The following is a 15,530-nucleotide window of genomic DNA, read 5'->3' on the forward strand; positions in this document are numbered from 1 at the left end:
CATCCTCCTCCTGGTCAGGCGCCGAGCGCGTGGTAGCCCCCGTCGACGTGCACCACCTCACCCGTGGTGGCCGGGAACCAGTCGGACAGCAGCGCGCAGACGGCCTTGCCGGCCGCCGTGGTGTCGTGCAGGTCCCAGCCGAGCGGGGCACGCTTGGCCCAGGCCTCCTCGAACTGCTCGAAGCCGGGGATCGACTTGGCCGCCATCGTGCGCAGCGGGCCGGCCGAGACCAGGTTGCTGCGGATGCCCCGGTCGCCCAGGTGAAGGGCGAGGTAGCGGGAGGCGGACTCGAGGCCGGCCTTGGCCACACCCATCCAGTCGTAGACCGGCCACGCCTTGGTGGCGTCGAAGGTCAGGCCGACGATGCTGCCGCCGGACTGCATCATCGGCAGGCAGGCGACCGCGAGCGCCTGGTACGAGTACGTGGAGACCTGCAGCGCCTTCGCCACGTCGTCCCACTGGGCGTTGAGGAACTCGCCGCCGAGCACGCTCTGCGGGCCGAACGCGATCGAGTGCACCACGCCGTCGATGCCGTCGATGTGCTCGGCCACCTTGCCGGGCAGCGCGGCCAGGTGCTCGGGGTCGGTCACGTCGAGCTCGATCACCGGGGGCGGCGACGGGAGGCGCTTGGCGATCCGCTCGACCAGCGACATCCGGCCGAAGCCGGTCAGCACGACGGTCGCGCCCTGCTCCTGGGCGATCTTCGCCACCGAGAAGGCGATCGAGGCGTCGGTGATCACGCCGGTGACGAGCAGCCGCTTGCCGGCCAGCAGTCCAGACACGGGAAATACTCTCCTAGTTGATTTTCAGTGACCCATACCGAGGCCGCCGTCGACCGGGATCACGGCGCCGTTGATGTACGCGGCGGCGTCGGACGCGAGGAAGGTCACCACGGCCGCCACCTCGTCGGTGCTGGCGAGCCGGCCGGCCGGCACCGCCTTGATGATCTCGGCCTGGCGCGCCTCGGGCAAAGCGGCCGTCATGTCGGTCTCGATGAAGCCGGGGGCGACCACGTTCGCGGTGATGTTGCGGCTGCCCAGCTCACGGGTAATGCTGCGGGCCATGCCGACCAGGCCGGCCTTGCTCGCCGCATAGTTCACCTGACCGGGGCCGCCGTAGAGGCCGACCACCGACGAGATGAAGATCATCCGGCCCCACTTGGCGCGCAGCATCTTGGAGCTGGCTCGCTTGGCGACCCGGAACGCGCCGCCCAGGTTGGTGTCGATCACCCGCTCGAACTGCTCCTCGCTCATCCGCAGCAGCAGCGTGTCGTCGGTGATGCCGGCGTTGGCGATCAGCACCTCCACCGGGCCGAGCTCCTTCTCCACCTCGGCGAAGGCGGCGTCGACCGCGGCCGAGTCGGTGATGTCGCACTGCACGCCGAACAGGCCCTCGGGCGCGCCGCTCCCCCGGTGCGTCACCGCGACCCGGTCGCCCTGCTTCGCGAATGCCTGCGCGATGGCGAGACCGATGCCCCGGTTGCCGCCAGTCACCAATACCGTGCGAGCCACGAACGCTCTCCTCATACCCAGGTAGGGGGTGCCGGTTGGCACCACAGGGTCACGACGACGCCGCAACAGCGCCGTAACCTGCCGGGATGGAGACTATCGGCCCGGCGCGACCGCGCAATGCCACGGGGCCGCTGCGCACACTTCTGACCGCCCGGGAGACGCCGCGGCCGCCGGCCCGCCGCCGATTCATGATGTTCGTGCTGCCCCTGGGCCTGCTAGCGCTGATCGGCCTGGGCCTCGCCGCCGACCGTTACCTGGCCGACAACCGGGAGCTCCCGGCGATCGTGATCGGGATCCTGGCGGCCGGCTCGGTGCTGCCGATGCTGGTCTCCTACCGCCTGCCGGTCTGGGCCTGGCGGATCGCGTACCCGATGATGTTCCTCGGCGTGATCAACGCCGGCCGGACCGAACCCTGGCCGTGGAACAGCGTGCAGATCCTCGGTTTCCTGTTCGTCCTGGCCCGGCTCGCGGTCACCCAGAGCTCCGGGGTGACCGGCTGGGCGACCGCCTTCAGCCTGGTCCCGGTGTTCCTGTTCGCCCCCGACGCGAACGCCTGGGGCGCGGCCGTGCTGCTGGTGGCGATCGCCGGGGTCGGCGACATCGTCTACCGGCGCGGGCGCACCAGCGAGCTGCTCGCCGCGAAGCTCGCCGAGGAGGAGGAGCTCACGGAGCTGGAACGGGCCCGGCGGGCGGTGCTGGAGGAACGCACCCGGATCGCCCGGGAGATGCACGACGTGGTCGCCCACCACATGTCGATGATCGCGGTCCGCGCCGAGACCGCCCCCTACCGCCTGCCGGGCCTCCCTGCTGACGCCAAGGACGAGCTGGCCGGGATCGCGGTGTCGGCCCGCGAGGCGCTGACCGACATGCGTCGCCTGCTGGGGGTGCTGCGCTCCGAGGAGGCCGAGCCGGACAAGGCGCCGCAGCCGACCCTGGCCGACCTCGGCGACCTGGTCGAGACGGCCCGGAGCGCGGGCGTGGAGGTCACGCTCGAGGCGACCGATCTGGGTGACGGGGCGGCCGCGACGGTGGGGCTCGCGGCGTACCGGATCGTGCAGGAAGCCCTGGCCAACGCGGCCCGGCACGCGCCCGGCGAGCCGGTGACGGTCGAAGCTCGCGGTTTTCCCGGCCGCCTGGAACTGGCCGTCCGCAACCCTCTGCGCCGGCCGGGCGACCGGCCGGGGCCCGCGACCGCTCCGCTCGCGGGCAGTGGCCACGGGATCGTCGGGATGCGGGAGCGTGCGACGCTGCTCGATGGCACCCTGACCGCCGGCCCGGCCGGGGCCGAGTTCGTGGTGCACGCCGTCCTCCCCCTCGCCCAGGAGCCCGCATGATCAAGGTGCTGATCGCCGACGACCAGGCCATGGTCCGGCAGGGGTTCGGCGCGCTGCTCGGCAGCCAGCCCGACATCGTCGTCGTCGGCGACGCGGCCGACGGGGCCGCCGCCGTGGCCCAGGCCCGCGAGCTCGCGCCCGACGTGGTGCTGATGGACATCCGGATGCCGGTGATGGACGGCCTGGAAGCGACCCGGCGGATCGGCGACGGGCCGAAGGTGCTCATCCTCACCACCTTCGATCTGGACGACTACGTGTACGAGGCGCTGCGCTCCGGGGCCAGCGGTTTCCTGCTCAAGGACGCCCCGGCCGCCGACCTGATCAACGCGGTCCGCGTGGTGGCGGCCGGCGACGCCCTGCTCGCGCCGTCGGTGACCCGGCGGCTGATCGCCGAGTTCGCCACCCGGCCCAGCCACGACCGGCCCCGGCCGGTGGCGCTGAACGCGCTCACCCCGCGCGAAACCGACGTGCTGCGGCTGATCGCGCGCGGCCGGTCCAATCAGGAGATCGCCGAGGACCTGGTGGTCGCCGAGCAGACAGTGAAGTCCCACATCGGACGGATCCTGGCCAAGCTGAACCTGCGCGACCGGGCGCAGGCGGTCGTTTTCGCCTACGAGACCGGCCTCGTAGTACCGGGGTAGGGGTCGCAAGTGCGGTCTGCGGGGTGACGACCGCAGGGGTTTTCCGGCCGGAGTGTGCGGCCCATGCGAATCCTCCCGAGCGCCCTCGCCCTGGCCCTTCTCCTGCCCATCCCGGTCTCCGCGCCGGTTTCGGCCGCGGCCGCCGCGCCGGCCCCGCTGCCCGCCTTCGCCGAGGCCTACCGCGAGACCGCCGTGCGCATGCTCGCCACCGGCTGCCCCTACGCCAACTGGGCCGCGCAGGGCCGGCACTTCCTGTTCTTCGACCCGGCCGGCGACGGCCGGACCGCCGAGGTGTTCGGCGACCTCGCCACCGCCAGCCGGATCGCGATCCTGGTGCCGGGCGTGGACACCACTCTCGAGGACTTCGACCGTGGGCTCGGCGGCGTGGCCCGGCGCGCGCCGGGGGTCCAGGGCCGCACCCTCTACCAGCAGCTCAGCAAGCGGGACCGGAACGTGGCGGTCATCTCCTGGCTCGGCTACGACCCGCCCGAGGGCGTCGGTCTCGCCGCCGCCACCTACGGCCGCGCCGAGGCCGGAGCCGCGCTACTGACGCGATTTGTCCGAGATGTCGAACGGCAGTCGAGCGCCACGATCACGCTCATCGGGCACAGCTACGGCTCGCTCGTGGTCGGGCTGGCCGCTTCCCGGCTGCCCCAGGTGAGCGACGTGATCGCGCTCGGCTCGCCCGGCATGGGCGTCTCGCACGCGGCCGATCTCGGCGGGGCCCGGGTCTGGTCGGCGCTCGCCCCCCAGGACTGGATCCGCCGTATCCCGCAGGTCCGACTCTTCGGACTGGGGCTGGGCAAGCGGCCGTCCTCGGCCGGCTTCGGCGCGTATTCCCTGCCCACCGACGGTGTGGCCGGGCACGATTACTACCTGACCGAGGGCAGCGCGACCCTGCGCGCGGTCACCGACGTAGTCCTCTCGGGTGGTCCTCGCCACGAGAGTGCCGGTCGCGTTTCTTAAGTGGCGCTTAAGGGGTACAGTCTCCGACGGCCCCGAAGCCCGACTACTTGCAGGAGGTGATCGCTGTGCGAGATAGCGATCCTCCTAGTCGTGGCCGGGCCGGTCGTCAGCCCGTCTGCTGACATCGATCCCACCCCGCATCCCCGGTTCACACCGCTTCGCCGAAGTGGTGCGGCCGTCCCTGTCGTGTGCGCCGCGACGCCGGGATGCGCGGTGCCGGCCGCGACGTGATCTGCGCGCTTTCCATCGCCAGTCACCAACGCGGGAGTCAGTCACATGAAGAACTTCGTCGCGCCTCTCAGCTTCACCCTCGCCGCCGCCTGGGTCGTCGTGCTGTTCGTGCTGGTGCACAGCAACTCGTGACCCTTACGGCAGGCGGGACGTCCACACCAGACTGAGGCCCGCGGCCACCAGGCCGCACAGCAGGGCGACCCCGGCGTACCACTGGGTCACCTCGCGGGACTCGACGCGGTGGCCGATCGAGCTGCCCATGTCCTCGTAGACCTTCTTGAGCTCGCCGAGCGACGCCGCCTCGTAGTAGTAGCCCTTGGTCGACTCGGCCAACTGCTGCAGGGACTGCCGGTCCACCGGGACCAGCTTGTTCTCGCCCTGGATGTTCACCACACCGGTGTCGGTGCCGAACGCGATCGTCGACACCGGCACGTTCGCCTGCGTCGCGGCCGTCGCCGCGTCTTCGGTCGACCGGCCCGACGTGCGGTAACCGTCGGACAGCAGCACGATGCGGGCCGGCGGAGCGCCGTCCGCGCCGTCCGCCGGGACCGTGCGGATCGCGTCGAGCGAGGTGAACACGGCCTCGCCGGTGGCGGTCGCCTCGGCCAGGGTCAGGCCGTCGATGCCGGAGGTCACCGCGGAGCGGTCCTTGGTCGGCGACACCAGCACGTTGGCCGACTTCGCGAACGACACCAGGCCCACGTTGTAGGTCGCCGGCAGCTCGTTCACGAACGCCTTGGCCGCCTCCTGCGCCGCCTCCAGGCGGTTCGGCGCCACGTCGTCGGCGTCCATCGACAGCGACACGTCGATCGCCAGCATCACGGTCGCCCGCTCCAGCGGCTCCTGCTTGTCGATCGACGGGCGGCCCAGCGCCAGGCCCAGGATGAACAGGCTCAGCAGGAACGCGGTCGCCGACACGTGCCGCCGCCAGCCCAGCCCCTTCGGGGCGAGGGTGCGCAGCAGGTCGACGTTGGTGAAGCGCATCGCGTAGGTGCGGCGCCGGAACTGCCGCCACACGTACACCCCGGCCATCGCGAGGACCGGCAGCAGCGACAGCAGCCACCACGGCTGCAGGAAACGGATCATCGGGTGGTCCCCCGGGTGCGTGCGTGGCGCTGGGCGGCCACGAAACGGACCATGTCCAGCAGCCAGTCGGTGTCGGTGCGCAGGCGCAGATGGGCGGCGCCGGCCGCGCGCAGGGCACGGGCGATCTCGCCGCGCTGCTCGGCCGCCGCCTCGGCATAACGGTCGCGGAGCTTGGCGTCGGAGGTCTGCACCTCGTGCAGCGCGCCGGTCTCCGGGTCGGCGAGAGCGAGCACGCCCACGTCGGGCAGCTCCAGCTCACGCGGGTCGACCACCTCGATGGCCAGCACGTCGTGGCGCACCCCGAGCTTGCGGATCGGGCGCGACCAGCCGTCCACCGGCCCCATGAAGTCGGAGATGACCACGGCGACGCCCCGCCGGCGCGGCGGCCGGTTGAGCATGTCGATCAGCTCACCCAGGTCGGCACGACCCGGGCGGATCTCGGTGCGGGCGATCGTCCGCAGCAGCCCCATCGCCTCCTTGCGGCCCGGCCGGGCCGGAAGCCGCACGGTCGGCGCGCTCACCACCGGCTCAGCTTTTTTCCTGCGGCTTCTTGGCGGTACGCCGTTGCCGGTGCCCACGACCGCACCGATGCGGTTGCCGCCGCGCACGGTCAGGTGGGCCATCGCGGTGGCGGCCGCGATCACCAGGTCACGCTTGAGCCACTTGGCCGTGCCGAAGTCGAGGCTGGCCGACAGGTCGACCGCCAGCCACGTCTCCAGCTCCCGGTCGGCGACCGTGCGCCGCACGTGCGGCGTCGTGGTGCGGGCGGTGACCGGCCAGTCCATCCGGCGCACGTCGTCGCCCGGACGGTATTCCCGCGACTCGCCCGCCTCGGTGCCCGGACCGGGGAGCAGACCGGCGTAGTCGCCCTGCAGCAGGCCGTCGAGCTTGCGGGTGACCAGCAGCTGAAGCCGGCCGAGCACCGCCTCGGCCCGGGCCGCGCCCTCGAGAGCGGGCGCCTCGATGCCCGGACCTAATGCTGAGCCGGCCACACGCCACCTGCCTGGGGACCGGCGCTCACCGGGGCCGCCATGGGCGGGCCACCGTTGGGCGAGGTGCCCTGCCGGGACGCCACCGACGGCATCGGGACGCTCTGCATGATCCGGGCCACGATGTGGTCGGCCGGGATGTCGTCGGCGAGCGCGTCGTAGCTGAGCACGAGGCGGTGCCGGAGGATGTCGGGCGCGATGTCCTGCAGGTCCTGGGGCAGGGCGTAGTCGCGGCCGCGCAGCAGCGCCAGGGCCCGGGTCGCCCGGACGATGCCGAGCGAGGCGCGCGGGCTGGCGCCGTATTGGATGAGCTGGGCCACGTCGGGCATGCCGTGCTGCGCCGGGGCGCGGGTGGCCAGCACCAGGCGCACCGTGTAGTCGACCAGGGCGTTGTGCACGAACACCTGGTCGGCGCGGCGCTGCAGGCCGAGCAGGTCCTCCGGGGTGAAGATCGCCTTGGGCTCGGGCGCGCTCACGCCCATCCGGTAGACGATCTCGCGTTCCTCGGCATCCGTCGGGTAGCCGACCAGGATCTTCATCAGGAACCGGTCGCGCTGGGCCTCGGGCAGCGGGTAGACGCCCTCCTGCTCGATCGGATTTTGGGTAGCCATCACCACGAACGGGTCGGGCACCTCGTGGGTCTGCCCGCCGATCGACACCTGGTGCTCGGCCATCACCTCGAGCAGCGCCGACTGCACCTTGGCCGGCGCGCGGTTGATCTCGTCGGCGAGCAGGAAGTTGACGAACACCGGGCCGAGCTCGACGTCGAACTTCTCGTTGCTCTGCCGGTAGATCCGGGTGCCGACGATGTCGGCCGGGACCAGGTCGGGGGTGAACTGGACGCGGGAGAACGTGCCCCCCACGACCTTGGCCAGGGTCTCCACGGCCAGGGTCTTCGCCACGCCGGGGACGCCTTCGAGCAGGCAGTGGCCGCGCGCGAGCAGCGCGACGAACATGCGCTCGACCATTCTGTCCTGGCCGACGATCACCCGCTTGACCTCGAACATGGCGCGTTCCAGTTGGGTCGCGTCCTGTGCCGGGGGCACGGGCGCGCCGAGGGAACTCGGCTCGGTCTCGGGCATGAGCGGCTGGGCCACCGGTTCGTCCTCCACAGCGGTCGGCTTGAAGCTGCTATCTAACCGTGCCGGCGCCAGGCCGACGAACAAGACTTACACGACCTACCTGAAAGCGCGCTCGGTGTAGCCACATAACGCGCCGGGGCCGGTCGCGGCCATGGTCCAGTCGTGTCGATCTTTCTGCGCGATACGCCGGAACGGGCACCCAAGCCGGGAGGATGCGCTCCGCAGCAAAACGTGTAACATTCCCTTCGTCGCCGGGCGACTTCCCCCGTGGTCGCCCGGCGATTCAAAAGCCTAGGAGCCCTCTGTTCGCGGAAAGCGCGAACCGGGGGCTTTTGTATATCTGCTCCGGGGGCCGAGCCCCCGGAAGCCCCACGATCGTTCGGCCTGCGCTCGCGTCGTCAGGTCCACGATCGTTCGGCCTGCGCTGGCCTTGTCAGGTCCACGATCGTTCGGCCTGCGCTGACCTTGTCAGGTCCACGATCGTTCGGCCTGCGCTCGCCTTGTCAGGTCCACGATCGTTCGGCCTGCGCTGGCCTTGTCAGGTCCACGATCGTTCGGCCTACGCTTGCGTCGTGGTTTCTGAAGTTCTCGGCACTCAGTGTTCTGCCAAAGGCTGTCGTGTGGCGGCGGTCTGGGCTTTGCAGTGGAACAATCCGAAGTTGCACACGCCGGAGCGCCGCAAGACCTGGCTCGCCTGTGACGAGCACCGCGAATCGCTGGGCAACTTCCTCGAGCTGCGCGGATTCCTGCGCGAAGTGACGCCCTTCGGTGCCGTCTCCTAGGCTGAAGCAGTGACCGGACCGTCTGCGCCCGACGCACTCACCCCTTGGCCCGACACCGTCGACTGGCGCCCGGTGTCACCCAAGCTGATCACAGTGGAGCTGATCGCCCGCGTCGTCTGGGTCGTGGTGTTCCTGGCCGGCCTCGGCATCGGCTGGTTCTTCGCCCCGCACTGGGCGTGGGGCGCCGGCATGGCGGCCGTGCTCGTCTACGCGATCTGGCGGTCGATCGTCACCGTCCGGGCCGTGCACGCCTGGGGCTACGCCGAACGCGACCAGGACCTGCTCGTGCGGCACGGCCTGCTGATCCGGCGGCTGTCCATCGTCCCGTACGCCCGGATGCAGTTCGTCGACGTCACCGCCGGCCCGCTCGAACGCGCGTTCGGCCTGGCCACCGTCCAGCTGCACACCGCCTCCGCGGCCAGCGACGCCCGGGTGCCCGGCCTGCCGCCGGCCGAGGCGTCCCGGCTGCGCGACCGGCTCACCGCCCTCGGCGAGGACCGGGCCGAAGGACTGTGACCAGTCCGCCCGGTCTGCTGACTCCGGAGGAGCCACGACGGCGGCTGCATCCGCTGAGCCCGCTCCTGCACGGCGCCAAGAGCATCGCGGTCGTGGTGGCCGCCCTCTCCTGGCAGACCCTGTCCCAGGTCGGTCTCGAACGCTTCGCGCTCGTGGTGCTGGTGCTCGCCCTCGGCGTCGTGGTCTTCTCGCTGGTCGGCTGGCTCACCACCGGCTACCACGTGGTCGGCCGGGAGCTGCGGATCTCCGACGGCCTGATTTGGCGGCGCAACCGGGCCATCCCGCTCGAACGCCTGCAGGCCGTCGAGCTGCGCCGCCCGCTGCTCGCCCAGCTCACCGGCCTCGCCGAGCTGCGCCTCGAGGTCGTCGGGGGCGGCAAGACCGAGGCCCCGCTGGCCTACCTGACCGTCCGCGACGCGGCCGCCCTGCGCGAACGGCTGCTCGCCCTGGCCGGGCGTACACCCGTGGGGGAAGCGCCGGCCGACATCGGAGCGCCGGCGGCGGCACCCGGCGCGCCCACCCTCGAACGCCCGCTCCTGCGGGTCGAAAATCGCCATCTGGTGATCAGCCAGCTGCTCACGCCGCAGGCGTTCTTCCTGCCCATCGGCATCGCGTTCGTGATCACCCAGACGCTCCTCGAGGCGCAGTGGACGTTCGTCGGCATCGCCAGCACGATGACCGCGATGGCCGGTGTGCTGCTGCAGCCGGTGCGGCGGGTGCTGCAGGACTGGGACTTCCGGCTCGCCCGCGACCCGGGCGGCCGCCTGGTGGTGCGCTACGGCCTGCTGGAGACCCGCAGCCAGGTCGTGCCGGTCAACCGGGTGCAGTCGATCGGCGTCACCTGGCCGCTGCTGTGGCGCGTGCAGAAGTGGCTGCACCTGCGCCTGGACATCGCCGGGTACGCGGGTGAGCCCGGCCGGGACAGCAAGCGGTCCGACCGGCTGCTCCCGGTCGGCGAGTTCGGCACCGCTCGGGCCCTGGTCTGGGACGTGCTGCCCGGAGTGGACCTCGCCACCCTGGCCACCACGCCGCCGCCGGCCCGCGCCCGGTGGCTGCACCCGTTCGCGCTGCGCTACCTGGGCGCCGGCCTGACCCCCGAGGTGTTCGTGACCCGGTGGGGCCTGCTCACCCGGGAGATGAGCCTCGTGCCGTACGCCCGGCTGCAGAGCGTGCGGGTCCTCCAGGGCCCGCTGCAGCGGGCCCTGGGCCTGGCCACGGTCTACGCGGACACCGCCGGCGGCCGCTCCGGCCAGGCCCGCGACCGCGACCTCGCCGAGGCGTGGGCGCTCGCCGAGCAACTCGCCGTGCGGGCCCGCCTGGCCCGGTCCCATGGGGACGCGCCGGCGCGGCCGTAAGCTCTTGCCATGGAGCTTCCGGAGTTCACGCCCGGTCTCAACGCCCGGGTGGAGTTGACCGTCACCGACGCCGACACGGCCCAGTCGCTCGGCTCGGGCGACGTCCCGGTGCTGGGCACACCGCGAGTTCTCGCCCTCGCCGAGACCGCCACGGTCGCCGCCACGGCCCGCCAGATCCCCGGCGGCATCACCACGGTCGGCGTCCGCGCCGAGATCTCCCATATCGCGCCCACCCCGGTCGGGCGGCAGGTGACCGCGCTGGCCACCCTCGCCAAAGTGGACGGGCGCAAACTGATCTTCGACGTCGTGGTCCGCGAGGGCGAGACGCTGGTCGCCGAGGTCCGGGTGGAACGGATGATGCTCGACCGGCAGCGCTTCATCGCCAGAGCGCTGGGCGAAAACTAGACGAGAGCGCCCCAGCGGGCGGTCAGCTCGTCGTTGGTCGGCATCGCGGTCGCGCCGCCCTGCCGCTCGCAGACCAGCCCGGCCACCGCGAGGGCGAACCGCACGTTGCGCTGCCAGCCCTCCAGCCCGGCCGGGAAGCCGTCGGCGAGCAGCCGGCGCACCAGCGCGCCCATCACCGAGTCGCCGGCGCCGGTCGCGTCGATCGCGTCGACCTTCGGCGCCGGCAGCATCGCGGTGCCGTCCGCGGCCGCGACGTAGGCTCCCTTGGCGCCGCAGGTCACCACGACCGCCTGGGCGCCGAGCTTGCGGATGTGCTCGGCCGCGGCCGCCGGGGTGGCCCCGTCGTAGAGCACGATCGCGTCCGCCTCGCTGAGCTTTACCAGGTCGGCGGTGGCGAAGAACTCCTCGACCAGGTCCCGGTTCCGCTCAACGGCGGCGGCGTCGGGCAACAGGGTGGGCCGGATGTTCGGGTCGAAGACCTTCAGCGGCCCGCTGGTCCGCCAGGCCGCCCGCGCCGCCTCGCGGAACGGCTCCCGCAGCAGGCAGATCGACCCGGCGTAGAGCACGTCCGCCCCCGCGATCTCGGCGGTGTTCAGGTCGGCGGGCTCGAGCAGCGCGTAGGACGGCGGCTCGCCGTAGAACGTGAAGGTCGGCTCGGCCCCCTCGAAGGTGGTCACGGCCAGGGTCGTGGGCACCGGCACCCGCTTGACGCCGCCGATGTTCACCCCGGCCGTGCGCAGGAACGCGGCCAGCCGGTCGCCGAGGATGTCGTTGCTGAGCGCCCCCACGTACCGGACGTCGCCCCCCAGCTTCGTGGCGCCCACCGCGACGTTGAGCGGCGCGCCGCCGACGGCCTGCCGGTAGATCAGCTCGCCGCCCTGGTCGGACTCGAGGAGATCGACCAGCGCCTCCCCCATAACCACCGCGTAGCCCATGACCGACCCCTTCCGCCGCACCGGACCTCAGCCTTACGCCCGGCGTCATTCCGCGCTAGCCCCGGACCGATAGGTAGGCATTTGGCATGATTTCACCATGCTTACCCATGCCCTGGCCCTAGCTCTTCCGTTCACGATGATCACCGGCGTCGCCGGCGCCACCGACATCGCCCCGTCCCGGCCGGCCGCGACGGCCGGCACGTTCATGCCCTACCGGCCGGGTTCCACCGCCATCACCTACGACCCGGCGGTGGTCCCGGCCGGCGCGACGGCCACGCTCACCATCACCACGACCGGGTACGGCACGGAAGTGGCCCTCGCGGTGACCGGCCTGACGGCGAACCGGATGTACGGCGCCCACCTGCACACCGCCCCGTGCGCCGCCGACCCGGACGCGGCCGGCCCGCACTACCAGAACCACCCGGACCCGGTCACGCCGTCGGTGAACCCGGTCTACGCCAACCCGAGGAACGAGATCTGGCTGGATTTCACCGCCGACACCACCGGCGCCGCGACCACGTCGGTCCACCACGGCTGGAGCTTCCGCCCGTCCGCCCCACCGCGGTCGGTGGTCCTGCACGCCGAGCACACCCACACCGCAGCCGGGGAGGCGGGCAAGGCCGGTGCCCGGCTGGCCTGCCTGACGCTCCCGTGAGTCAGTCCAGGCCGGTGATCAGTCCAGGCCGGTGATCAGTCCAGGCCGCTGTAGGTCCAGCGCAGGGTGGCCGTGCCGGTCTGGCGGGTGTCGTCGTAGACGGTGCGGGTCACCCGGATGCTGAAACCGCCCTCGGCGCCGGCCGGGGTGCGGGCGCCGGTCACCGAGGCGACCCGGCGCTCGCCGGTGTGGCCGTAGAGCGCGACCGTCACCGACGTGCCGGTGGTCTTCACCCGGATCACCACCGGCGCATCGGTGTCGTTGCGGATGACCTGGTCGATGTTGCCCCAGTCGAGGGTCGCCTCGCGGCCGGGCGGGTAGCGGGAGATGTACTTCGAGTGCGGCTGGTGCGCAAGGATCGGCAGGCCGGCGAACCAGGCGGCATTGAACAGCGTGGTCGAGAACTGCGAGATGCCGCCGCCGAGCTCGTCGTCCAGCTCGCCGTCGACGATCGCCGGCGCCGGCACGAAGCCCTTCTTCCGGGTCCGCTCGCCCACCTTGTCGTTCAGCGAGAACGTCGTCCCGGGCTTGATCACCGAGCCGTCCACGATCGTGGCGATCAGGTGGATGTTGGTCACCCGCGGCGCACAGCAGGGGTGGTACGTGGTGAACGTGCCGATCAACTGGTCCACTCCGGCCAGTTCCGCCGGGGTGGTGCCGGGCGCGACCTCGGCGCCGGCGATCGACACCTCGGCACGGCCGGCCCGGACCGCCGCCTCCACCGCGGGCGCCGCCGTCGCCTCGTCGACCGCCCAGCCGGCCGTCCCGGCGGTCCGGTCGACGCCGGCGGCCGACGCGGTGAACGACGCGTCACCCTTGGCCTCGAGCCGCGGCTTCGGCGTGGCCAGCTTCACCACCGTGTCGGTGGCCGCCTGCTTCTGGGCGGCCAGGACGGCCCGCAGCTTCGCCGCGTCGACCGTCACCGCCGCGGTCTCCGCTCCGGCCAGTGCCTCCCGGACGGTCGCGTCCGCGTCGAGCGAGATCCCGGCTGTCGCCGGCTGGAGGGTGAAGGTCCGGTCAGCGCCGGTCACCCGGACGGTGACCGGCTGTTCGACCCGGGCTCGCACCGACGACTCGACCGCGGCGCGCAGCTCGCGCTCGTCGAGGCCGCCGATCGGGACACCGGCGACCGCCCGGCCGGCCGGCACCCGCACCGCCGGCCGCGTCATCACCACCGTCGCGACCACGGCCGCGACGATCACCACGACCAGGGCGGCGACGATCAGGACCCAGAGGCGGGCGTACCACCGGCGATGGTGCTCGTAGACGGTGCCGGCCAGGGTCGCATCCACTTCCAGATCTCCTGCCGCGGGGTCAGGTAAGCCTTACGGCGGACATTCGATCATCGACGCCGGTGGCGCACCAGAAGGAAGAGACGAAGAACTCTCGGGATCGGGCCGACCGGTGGCCGCGCTACGGCCGTCCGGCCGCAGGGCAGCTCGCGGCGCGGCCGGCGGGGGCGCGACCGTGCTTGCGGGGGCCCCGACGCCGTACCGGCAAAGGTGGTTGATCTTGGGGGGTCTGCGGTCCGGAGAGGGCAGGCGGTAACGTCGTCGGGAACCAGGAACGGGAGGCACGATGGCCGAGAAAAGCGCGGCGGCGCCCAAGACCGAATCGCATGATCCGGATTTTCCGGAGGCGTTTCTGCAGTTCATGCGGGGTGGTTGGCGGGAGGATGAGCTGAGCGTCTCGCCTCTGGCCGAGGTGCCCAACTTCGAGAAGCGCCGGGCGGCCCTGTCGGCGGCGTTCCCCGGGGAGACGTTGATCATCCCGAGCGGGAACGAGAAGGTTCGGGCGAATGACACGGATTACCCGTTTCGGCCCGGTAGTGACTTCTTCTACCTGACCGGCGATCGCGATCCGGACAGCGTGCTGGTGCTGATGCCGACCGGGTCGGGGCACGACGCGGTCCTGTTCACGCATCAGCGCAACTCGAAGGACACCGACGCGTTCTTCCGCAGCCGCAACGGCGAGTTGTGGGTCGGGCGCACGCACACGCTCGGCGAGAAAGCCACCGAGCTGGGGCTGGGCACGGCGCCGCTCGCGGCCCTGGGCCAGGTGCTGGCCGGCACGGCGCCGGGGCGCACCCGGGTGCTGCGCGGCTTCGACCCCAACGTCGACCGGGCCGTGCTCGCCTACGAGCCCGACCGGGACAAGCCGCGCGACCGCGAGCTGGCCTGGACCCTGTCGGAGCTGAAACTGGTCAAGGACGAATGGGAGATCGCCCAGCTGCAGGCGGCGATCGACGCGACCGTGCGCGGCTTCGAGGACGTCACGCGGGTGCTGCCGGCCGACCGTGAGGTCAAGGAGCGCCTGCTCGAGGGCGTTTTCGGGCTGCGGGCCCGGCACGACGGCAACGACGTGGGGTACGGCTCGATCGTGGGCGCCGGCGCGCACGCGACGATCCTGCACTGGGTGCGCAACACCGGCGTGACCAAGCCGGGCGAGCTGCTGCTGATGGACATGGGCGTGGAGGGCAACAACTTCTACACCGCCGACGTGACCCGGACGCTGCCGGTGAGCGGCACGTTCACCCCGCTGCAGCGGCAGGTCTACGACATCGTGCACGCGTCGCAGCAGGCCGGCATGGACGCGATCCGCCCCGGCGTGGAATACAAGTCCATCCACCAGACCTGCATGCGGGTGCTGGCCGAGGGCCTGCACGACCTGGGGCTGCTTCCGGTCAGCGTCGACGAGGCGATGGACGAGAAGAGCACCGTCTACCGTCGGTGGACGCTGCACGGCTTCGGGCACATGCTCGGCATCGACGTGCACGACTGCTCCAACGCCCGCAACCAGAACTACCGGGACGGCACGCTGGCCGAGGGCTTCGTGCTGACCGTCGAGCCGGGCCTCTACTTCCAGCCGGAGGACGAGCTGGTGCCCGAGGAACTGCGCGGGGTCGGCGTGCGCATCGAGGACGACGTGCTGGTCACGGCGGACGGCTGCCGCAACCTGTCGGCCGGGCTGCCGCGCTCGTCGGCCGAGGTCGAGACCTGGATGGCCGCGCAGCGCGCGGCCGGTCCGCGACTGCCGGAGTGA

16 protein-coding genes are annotated in these 15,530 nt (G+C 71.9%); 9 read left to right on the forward strand and 7 right to left on the reverse strand.

What is annotated here, in order from left to right; genetic code table 11:
* Positions 1-14: 14 nt before the first annotated feature.
* A complete protein-coding gene (gene fabI / locus AB0E90_RS03755) occupies positions 15-782 on the reverse strand; it encodes an enoyl-ACP reductase FabI (protein WP_360398636.1) in 768 nt (255 codons plus the stop codon).
* A gap of 24 nt (positions 783-806) precedes the next feature.
* Entirely contained in the window at positions 807-1,511 is a 705-nt protein-coding gene (fabG, locus tag AB0E90_RS03760) for a 3-oxoacyl-ACP reductase FabG (RefSeq protein WP_360398638.1), read from the reverse strand.
* Between the two features lie 86 nt (positions 1,512-1,597).
* Between fabG and AB0E90_RS03765 the strand changes: the two genes are divergently transcribed.
* From AB0E90_RS03765 to AB0E90_RS03775, 3 genes are all read left to right on the forward strand, one after another.
* Complete coding sequence (locus AB0E90_RS03765) at positions 1,598-2,845, forward strand: histidine kinase (RefSeq protein ID WP_360398640.1); 1,248 nt, start codon at positions 1,598-1,600, stop codon at positions 2,843-2,845.
* Positions 2,842-3,486 carry a response regulator transcription factor gene (locus tag AB0E90_RS03770; protein ID WP_360398642.1) on the forward strand — a complete coding sequence of 215 codons (645 nt, stop codon included), beginning with the start codon at positions 2,842-2,844 and terminating at the stop codon, positions 3,484-3,486. Before AB0E90_RS03765 ends, AB0E90_RS03770 begins: the two co-directional genes overlap by 4 nt.
* Positions 3,487-3,549: 63 nt before the next feature.
* Entirely contained in the window at positions 3,550-4,452 is a 903-nt protein-coding gene (locus AB0E90_RS03775) for an alpha/beta hydrolase (protein ID WP_360398644.1), read from the forward strand.
* A gap of 366 nt (positions 4,453-4,818) precedes the next feature.
* Here the strand turns inward: AB0E90_RS03775 and AB0E90_RS03780 are convergent, their stop codons facing one another.
* Genes AB0E90_RS03780 through AB0E90_RS03790 form a run of 3 tightly spaced genes read right to left on the reverse strand, consistent with a single transcriptional unit; the run spans position 4,819 to position 7,840 of the window.
* Positions 4,819-5,769 (reverse strand): VWA domain-containing protein, encoded by a 951-nt coding sequence (locus AB0E90_RS03780; protein ID WP_360398646.1) that lies wholly within the window; start codon positions 5,767-5,769, stop codon positions 4,819-4,821.
* Entirely contained in the window at positions 5,766-6,734 is a 969-nt protein-coding gene (locus AB0E90_RS03785) for a DUF58 domain-containing protein (RefSeq protein WP_360399444.1), read from the reverse strand. Before AB0E90_RS03785 ends, AB0E90_RS03780 begins: the two co-directional genes overlap by 4 nt.
* An 8-nt stretch (positions 6,735-6,742) precedes the next feature.
* A complete protein-coding gene (locus tag AB0E90_RS03790) occupies positions 6,743-7,840 on the reverse strand; it encodes a MoxR family ATPase (protein WP_360399447.1) in 1,098 nt (365 codons plus the stop codon).
* 572 nt (positions 7,841-8,412) lie between these two features.
* On the opposite strand from AB0E90_RS03790, the gene AB0E90_RS03795 reads away from it, so the two are divergent.
* From AB0E90_RS03795 to AB0E90_RS03810, 4 genes are read left to right on the forward strand one after another with little or no spacing between them, the layout of a single operon-like run.
* Complete coding sequence (locus tag AB0E90_RS03795; RefSeq protein WP_360398648.1) at positions 8,413-8,622, forward strand: hypothetical protein; 210 nt, start codon at positions 8,413-8,415, stop codon at positions 8,620-8,622.
* Between the two features lie 9 nt (positions 8,623-8,631).
* Positions 8,632-9,138, forward strand: a complete 507-nt coding sequence (locus AB0E90_RS03800; RefSeq protein ID WP_360398650.1) for a PH domain-containing protein — start codon at positions 8,632-8,634, stop codon at positions 9,136-9,138.
* Positions 9,135-10,493, forward strand: coding sequence for a PH domain-containing protein (locus AB0E90_RS03805; protein ID WP_360398652.1), 1,359 nt, complete (start codon positions 9,135-9,137; stop codon positions 10,491-10,493). Before AB0E90_RS03800 ends, AB0E90_RS03805 begins: the two co-directional genes overlap by 4 nt.
* 9 nt (positions 10,494-10,502) lie before the next feature.
* Complete coding sequence (locus AB0E90_RS03810) at positions 10,503-10,898, forward strand: hotdog domain-containing protein (RefSeq protein WP_360398654.1); 396 nt, start codon at positions 10,503-10,505, stop codon at positions 10,896-10,898.
* Here the strand turns inward: AB0E90_RS03810 and AB0E90_RS03815 are convergent.
* Positions 10,895-11,833, reverse strand: coding sequence for a carbohydrate kinase (locus tag AB0E90_RS03815; RefSeq protein WP_360398656.1), 939 nt, complete (start codon positions 11,831-11,833; stop codon positions 10,895-10,897). The genes AB0E90_RS03810 and AB0E90_RS03815 overlap by 4 nt on opposite strands.
* 97 nt (positions 11,834-11,930) lie before the next feature.
* Here AB0E90_RS03815 and AB0E90_RS03820 point away from each other — a divergent pair, with 97 nt between their 5' ends.
* Positions 11,931-12,488: a superoxide dismutase family protein gene (locus AB0E90_RS03820; protein ID WP_360398658.1), complete on the forward strand. Its 558-nt coding sequence runs from the start codon at positions 11,931-11,933 to the stop codon at positions 12,486-12,488.
* Positions 12,489-12,523: 35 nt separating this feature from the next.
* Here AB0E90_RS03820 and AB0E90_RS03825 read toward each other — a convergent pair whose 3' ends face one another.
* A complete protein-coding gene (locus tag AB0E90_RS03825) occupies positions 12,524-13,780 on the reverse strand; it encodes a VanW family protein (RefSeq protein ID WP_360398660.1) in 1,257 nt (418 codons plus the stop codon).
* 286 nt (positions 13,781-14,066) lie between these two features.
* Between AB0E90_RS03825 and AB0E90_RS03830 the strand changes: the two genes are divergently transcribed.
* Positions 14,067-15,530 (forward strand): aminopeptidase P family protein, encoded by a 1,464-nt coding sequence (locus AB0E90_RS03830; RefSeq protein ID WP_360398662.1) that lies wholly within the window; start codon positions 14,067-14,069, stop codon positions 15,528-15,530.

The sequence above is a fragment of the Actinoplanes sp. NPDC026619 genome (assembly GCF_040638295.1).
In the GTDB taxonomy this organism is placed as follows: domain Bacteria; phylum Actinomycetota; class Actinomycetes; order Mycobacteriales; family Micromonosporaceae; genus Actinoplanes.

Coding starts and splice junctions, on each gene's coding strand:
- AB0E90_RS03790 (WP_360399447.1), bottom strand. CDS start 7,840: ATGCCCGAGACCGAGCCGAGTTCCCTCGGCGCGCCCGTGCCCCCGGCA.
- AB0E90_RS03810 (WP_360398654.1), top strand. CDS start 10,503: ATGGAGCTTCCGGAGTTCACGCCCGGTCTCAACGCCCGGGTGGAGTTG.
- AB0E90_RS03765 (WP_360398640.1), top strand. CDS start 1,598: ATGGAGACTATCGGCCCGGCGCGACCGCGCAATGCCACGGGGCCGCTG.
- AB0E90_RS03770 (WP_360398642.1), top strand. CDS start 2,842: ATGATCAAGGTGCTGATCGCCGACGACCAGGCCATGGTCCGGCAGGGG.
- AB0E90_RS03780 (WP_360398646.1), bottom strand. CDS start 5,769: ATGATCCGTTTCCTGCAGCCGTGGTGGCTGCTGTCGCTGCTGCCGGTC.
- AB0E90_RS03830 (WP_360398662.1), top strand. CDS start 14,067: ATGGCCGAGAAAAGCGCGGCGGCGCCCAAGACCGAATCGCATGATCCG.
- AB0E90_RS03775 (WP_360398644.1), top strand. CDS start 3,550: ATGCGAATCCTCCCGAGCGCCCTCGCCCTGGCCCTTCTCCTGCCCATC.
- AB0E90_RS03815 (WP_360398656.1), bottom strand. CDS start 11,833: ATGGGCTACGCGGTGGTTATGGGGGAGGCGCTGGTCGATCTCCTCGAG.
- AB0E90_RS03820 (WP_360398658.1), top strand. CDS start 11,931: ATGCTTACCCATGCCCTGGCCCTAGCTCTTCCGTTCACGATGATCACC.